6 protein-coding genes and 1 pseudogene are annotated in these 5,975 nt (G+C 66.4%); 4 read left to right on the top strand and 3 right to left on the bottom strand.

The annotated features are described in order from the left end of the window. Positions 1 to 1,576 (bottom strand): annotated as a pseudogene (locus Aco03nite_RS12715) (hypothetical protein); the annotation flags it as partial. Continuing rightward, the gene (locus Aco03nite_RS12720; RefSeq protein WP_203795263.1) at positions 1,573 to 1,998 is read right to left on the bottom strand and encodes a hypothetical protein; all 426 of its coding nucleotides are present in this window, start codon (positions 1,996 to 1,998) and stop codon (positions 1,573 to 1,575) included. The pseudogene Aco03nite_RS12715 and the gene Aco03nite_RS12720, both read right to left, overlap by 4 nt. Before the next feature lie 167 nt (positions 1,999 to 2,165). On the opposite strand from Aco03nite_RS12720, the gene Aco03nite_RS52850 reads away from it, so the two are divergent. The 3 genes from Aco03nite_RS52850 to Aco03nite_RS12730 all read left to right on the top strand — a co-directional run bounded on the left by Aco03nite_RS52850 (position 2,166) and on the right by Aco03nite_RS12730 (position 4,057). Continuing rightward, on the top strand, positions 2,166 to 2,384 hold the full coding sequence (locus Aco03nite_RS52850) for a site-specific integrase (RefSeq protein WP_239145100.1): 219 nt from the start codon (positions 2,166 to 2,168) through the stop codon (positions 2,382 to 2,384). A 190-nt stretch (positions 2,385 to 2,574) separates the two neighbouring features. Next, the gene (locus Aco03nite_RS52855) at positions 2,575 to 3,000 is read left to right on the top strand and encodes a tyrosine-type recombinase/integrase (RefSeq protein WP_239145101.1); all 426 of its coding nucleotides are present in this window, start codon (positions 2,575 to 2,577) and stop codon (positions 2,998 to 3,000) included. Positions 3,001 to 3,382: 382 nt separating this feature from the next. Next, complete coding sequence (locus tag Aco03nite_RS12730) at positions 3,383 to 4,057, top strand: DedA family protein (protein ID WP_203795264.1); 675 nt, start codon at positions 3,383 to 3,385, stop codon at positions 4,055 to 4,057. Here Aco03nite_RS12730 and Aco03nite_RS12735 read toward each other — a convergent pair. Then, entirely contained in the window at positions 4,011 to 5,411 is a 1,401-nt protein-coding gene (locus Aco03nite_RS12735) for an NAD(P)H-quinone dehydrogenase (protein ID WP_203795265.1), read from the bottom strand. The genes Aco03nite_RS12730 and Aco03nite_RS12735 overlap by 47 nt on opposite strands. A gap of 99 nt (positions 5,412 to 5,510) precedes the next feature. Here Aco03nite_RS12735 and Aco03nite_RS12740 point away from each other — a divergent pair, with 99 nt between their 5' ends. Further along, complete coding sequence (locus tag Aco03nite_RS12740; protein WP_203795266.1) at positions 5,511 to 5,972, top strand: gamma-glutamylcyclotransferase; 462 nt, start codon at positions 5,511 to 5,513, stop codon at positions 5,970 to 5,972. Positions 5,973 to 5,975: the final 3 nt, after the last annotated feature.

A 5,975-nucleotide genomic window follows, 5' to 3' on the forward strand; every position in this document is an offset into this window, starting at 1 on the left:
TATAGGAGCTGGCAAGATTGCCACGGGCGATCAGGGTATTCAGGTGTTCAGGACCGAGGAGCCTTAGTGCCTGCGCGGCCACAAGGTGCCAGTGGTCCGCTGCTGCCGTATGAAGTCCAGCTTTCAAAAGGCCGAGTCCGGCACGATAGAGCACCGGATGGCCATCGGGCTGCCAGAGGTTCTCAGCTGCAGACTTTTGCAGAATAGTGACGTTGGCGAACAGTGATGCGGTCAACTCAGTACTGGCATGGTCGTCGTCCGGCCAAATTGCCAGCAGCGCATCAGCGGCAACGCGAGCGGCAAGAGCCAAGTCGGTCAGAGTCTCCTGCATGGCCCGCGCGGTCAACGCGTGCACGCGTACCGTTTGCACAGGATGGGTGCCTGTGTGAGTGATCAACGCATAGCGATGCAGTAAGCGTAAAACCTTGCGCACCTGGCTCGCAGTTACCGGCTTGCCGATATCGACGGTGCGATGTCTCGTGAGGTAGTCAGTTACGGCACTCGTGCCCCACAAAGCCTCGGGTTGACCGGCCGGATCCAGCATTGCGGCCAGCGCGAGCGCGGCGCGCGCCAATCCGGCCGGGGCATCAGCGTCCGCGCCATCCAGCGCCAGCAACAGCGTGACGGTGACGGGCCGGCCGTAGCTATCCGGATCGCTGTCGGCAGGCATGAGATCTTGCAAACGGTCGCGCCCTTTGGTGTAGCGGGCGAGGTATTCGGTGCAGGATTCTGCCTGGCTGTCCATGAATGCCGCAGCATGTGACAACGCTAAGGGTAGATGCCCCAGCGCGGAGGCCAGAATGCTTGCTCGGTCATCGATCAGGTGAGGTTGACCTGCCTCGGTCAGCCGGATCGTCAAGTAAGCCAGCGACTCCTCCGGGGTGTATACGCCGATGCCGATCCGATGCCGTCCGGAGCTTGCCAGAGCCGCATCGTGTAAACGCGTGGTCGCTAACGTCCAGCCGACCGGGCGGGAGGGCGGCCACCAACCCGCCAGGTGGGCGGGGTTGGTGATATCGTCCAGCACCACAAGCCAGTCGCGATCGGTTTCGCGCAACCACTCGAGGAACGATTTAGCGTCACCGGTAGCGTCACCGGTCACCTCAGCACCCACCCTGCCCGCTGCCCGCGCATAGGTAGCGATGATCTGCTCCGGGGTGTCCGCAGCGACCCATACCACCAGATCCCTGCGGGAATCCTCGTCGGCCCGATGCGCGAACCACGCGGCTAGCTGGGATTTCCCCACCCCACCACCACCTGACAAGATTCGGGTCGTCCTCGCCGCCGTTTCCGGTTGCGTCAGCACCACGTCATCGCCGCGCTGCCGCGCGGCGATGACGTGGTCCCGCAGGTCCTGCCGGGGCTGAAACGCTGACGCCAATTCCGGAATGTCGCCAACCCGTACCGGCCACGAGACCGCCCGTGCTGCAGAAATAATCGTCTGCTTAGTGACCGTGACTGTAATCGGCGCATGGCTGTCGCCACCTATAGCGACCCCACCATCCCCGGAGGCCGTAGCCGTCCCGGCCCCCTCAATCGACTGCGTCGTCGCATCCGCGCGTTTGCCGAACATCACGCCGACGTGTCCTCCGAGCTGGGAACAATGACCTTGGTACGAATCGGCGCAGTACTCGATCCCCTGATCGCTACCGACCCGGAACCACTCGCCGTCACACCGGGACCGGTGGGCGCATCGGTGGCCGGAGGAAAAACTCCGGAAACCTCAGTCGACACTTCAGCAGCGCTGTCACCTCCTAATGCAACCGCCCCGGCCCCAGGTGCATGGATCATCGAAGGATCGCCCGGCTGATCCGATACCGGCGGCGCCAAAAGGTAGGGCGTCCCCAACGCAACCAGCGCCACCACAACACTGACACTGCTAGCGATCTTGTCTGCCGTATCGATGCCGACCAACAGCAAATACACGATCAGCGACAGCACGATCGCGCCAAACACACCGCGACCGACCCACACCAACCGGGCGCTTCGACGAGCCACCACGACCTCCCAACAAAGAGGACTCACAAACACACAAGGTGGCATTAGTCTAGAGATAGAGGGCGACTTTAAGTGATCTTCATATCACCCATTCGAGTGGGCCAATAAGGCTTCCAGTGGGCCAATAGGGCCGGCCGTAAGAGATCAAGCAGGTACGCAGGCACCTGGTGCCGGCCTTCGGTGACTCTCAGCTCACGACGATCAAGCCGAGAGAGATCCGCGAGTGGGACCGCAATATGGTCGGCACTCTCGGCGACGGCACGCGGGCAGTGGTCTTCGCGCACCTAAAGTCCATCATCCACGCGGCCGTCGACGACGAGAAGATCGATAAGAATCCCTGCCTGGCTCGCTCGGTCATCGCCACGGCCCGTCCAACGCAAGGGTGATCCCCTGGAAGATGGAGACTGTCTCGGCGATCCAGGCCGGTATTCAGGCGCGTTACCGGCCGATGGTCGCTCTCGGGACAGGATGTGGGCTGCGTCAGGGCGAAATCCTCGGTGTCTCGCCCGATGACGTCGATTTCGATAGCGGATGGCTGCACATCGTCCAACAGGAAAAATGGTCCGGGACCGTTTCGTGTTCGGTCTTCCCAAAAGCGATCGTGATCGCAGGGTGCCCTTGCCGGACAGCGTGGCTGATCTTCTCCGCACGCACTTCGAGACGTTTCCGCCGGTCAAGTTCACCTTACCGTGGGAGAACCCGGCCAGCAGCGAGCGGGTCACGGTCCAGCTGGCGTTCACGACCACTCGTCAGAGTGTGATCAACAAGAACACCTTCAACGCCAAGAGCTGGCACGTCGCGCTCCGAAACGCTGGTGCGACTCCGTCTCGCTCGACCGGGATGCACACGCTTCGGCACTTCTACGCCTCGTCGCTGCTGGACGGTGGCGAGAGCATCAAGGCCCTGTCGGAGTATCTCGGGCACGCCAACCCGAGTTCACCTTGCGCTACTACACCACCTGATGCCCTCCAGCGAAGGGCGCACCCGAAAGGCAATCGATGACCTGTTCCGCCAGGAAGAAGACGCCGACGGCTTGGATGGTGCCTGACGGCCTGGTGACGGCCTGAGTCGGGCGGAACCGGTAGTTTCCGCTGGTGGGCTTGGGGCGGGCCGCCGATACGGGACCTACCGACGGCCCGCGCACACGCCGGCCGTGCGGCGCGGGCCTCTCCACCGTACGCCCGGGAGCGGCGGCCCACGAGAACCGGGAGCGTCCGGCACCGGTCAACCACGCGAACCCGAGGCGAGCGGAATGCGCGGCCCGTAGCGTGTCCCTCATCACCGCGGAATGCGCTGACATGGGCGCATGCTGGGAGCACAGCGCTTTCTCAGCCGGTCTGCCGCAGAATGCCGGGAGTCCTGAAGCCGCGAGGTGGCCGCACCGATGACCGAACTGCTGACGATGGTGGTGACACCGGCGTGGGCGTACCTGGCCCTGTTCTCGTTGCTGACCGTCGACGCTCTGGTCCCGGTCGTCCCGATCCAGGCCGTGATGATCACGTCCGGGGCTCTGACGGTGTACGGCAATCTCGACCTCGCCACCGTGATCGCACTCGGCGCGCTCGGCATGTTCACCGGCGACACCATCGCCTACGTGCTGGGCCGGTCCACCGGCGGCCGGCTGAGCGCGCTGCGGGCCCGGTTCGCGCCGCGTAACGAGGAGCACGACTCACGGACCCGGCGGGCGGCCGAGCGGTTCACCCGCGGGCTGCGCCGGCCCGGCCCGCTGGTGATCCTGCTCTGCCGCTTCGTGCCGGGCGGCCGGATGGCGGCCGGTTACCACGCCGGCCGCACCGGTTATCCGATCCGGCTGTTCGCCCTCTACGACGGCCTGGCCGCGCTGGGCTGGGCCGGTTACGGCGGACTGGTCGGGCACCTCGGGGGCACCGCGATCACCCAGTCCGCCTGGCGGCTGTTCGCCGTCGCCGCCGCGGCCGCCGTCGTCTTCGGCACCGCGGGCTGGATCCTCGCCGTCTTCGGGGGCAAGGATCACGCCAAGGACGAGCTGCCGGTCATTGAACCTCGTGCTGCATCAGCTGACGGGCAGCCTCAGCGATAGACCCGGACAGCGACGGGTAGATCGTGATGGTGTGCGCCAGCTGATCGACGGTCAGGTTGTTCTCGATCGCCATGGTGATCGGCAGGATCAGCTCGCTCGCCTTCGGCGACACCACCACCCCGCCGACGATCTGGCCGGTGCCGGGCCGGCAGAACAGTTTCACGAAACCGTCCTGGAGACCGGCCATCTTGGCGCGGGCGTTACCGGTCAGCGGCAGCATCACCTGACGGGCCGGGAAGCGGCCGGAGTCGACCTCGTTCTGCGACACGCCGACGTTGGCCAGCTCCGGGTCGGTGAAGACGTTCGCCGAGACGGTGCGCAGCCGCAGCGGGGCCACCGCCTCGCCCATCGCGTGCCAGATCGCGATCCGGCCCTGCATGGCCGCGACGCTGGCGAGCGGGAGGACACCGGTGCAGTCACCGGCGGCGTAGATACCGGGCACGTTGGTACGCGACACCCGGTCCACCGTCACGTAGCCGCCGTCCGAGACGTCCACGCCGTACTCCCGCAGGCCCAGCTCGGCCGTGTTGGGGACGGCGCCGACGGCCATCAGCACGTGCGAGCCCTCGACCATCCGGCCGTCGGAGAGGGTCACCCGGACGCCGTCGCCGGTGTTCTCCACCGCGTCGCCCCGGGACTGGCTGAGAATGGTCATGCCCCGCTCGCGGAAGACCCGCTCGATCGCCATCGCGGCGTCGGCGTCCTCGTGCGGCATGACCCGCTCCCGGCTGGAGATCAGCGTGACCGTCACGCCCATCGCCAGGTAGGCGCTGGCGAACTCGGCGCCGGTCACCCCGGAACCGATCACGATCAGGTGGCTGGGCAGCTCCTCCAGGTCCCACACCTGCCGCCAGTCGAGGATCCGGTCGCCGTCCGGCCGGGCGGTGGGCAGCACCCGCGGGGTGGCGCCGGTGGCCAGCAGCACCGTGCCGGCCTCGACGGCGTAGGTCTCGCCGCCCTCCGGGGTGATCAGCACCTGGTGGGTGTGACCGAGCCGGTCCTCACCGAGGCGGGCCCGGCCGCGGACCACGTCCACCCCGGCCTTGATCAGTTTGGTCTGGATGTCCCCGGACTGGGCCAGGGCCAGCTTCTTCACCCGTTCGTTGACCGCTTTCGCGTCGACGGTCACCCCGTCCAGGCCGGCCGAGCGGATCCCGAACCGCTCGTCGTGGCGGTGCCCGGTGACCACCTCCGAACTGGCGATGAAGGTCTTGGACGGCACGCAGTCGGTCAGCACACAGGCGCCACCGGGCCCGTCCGCCTCGACGAGGGTGACCTCAGCGCCGAGCTGAGCCGCGACCAGAGCCGCCTCGTAGCCCCCCGGTCCTCCACCGATGATCACGATCCGACTCACGACTCAAAACCTCCAAAAGCGGCAACCGATGCCGAACAGTTGTGCCGACACGCACTTCTCATATTCTCACCACCGCTCGCTACGACTATCGTCGTCGCCGTGCGTCACTACGCCGCGTATGGCTCGAACCTGGACCCCGCCCGCATGCGGGCCTACTGTCCGCACTCGCCGATGGTCGGCGTGGGGTGGATCGAAGGCTGGCGCCTGACTTTCGCCGGGGAGGGAGAAATGGGCTGGGAGGGGGCGGTCACGACGATTGTCGAGTCGCCCGGCGACCGGGTCTTCATCTCGCTCTACGACGTCCATCCGTGGGACGCGTCACAACTCGACGAGGTCGAGGGCGTCACCGCGGGGGCGTACCAGAAGGTGACCGTCCGTGTATCGACGCTCGACGGTGAAGTACCGGCGTGGGTGTACGTCTTCGCCGGCTACGAGGGCGGCCTGCCCACCGCGTGGTACCTGTCCGAGATCGCGAACGCGGCCGAGAAGGCCGGCGCGCCGGACGATTACGTCGCCGATCTGCGCGGCCGGCCCACCGGAACCGCCTCCCCGGAGGCGTGACGT

Origin of the sequence: Actinoplanes couchii (assembly GCF_016862075.1) — a bacterium.
GTDB classification, from domain to species: Bacteria; Actinomycetota; Actinomycetes; order Mycobacteriales; family Micromonosporaceae; genus Actinoplanes; species Actinoplanes couchii.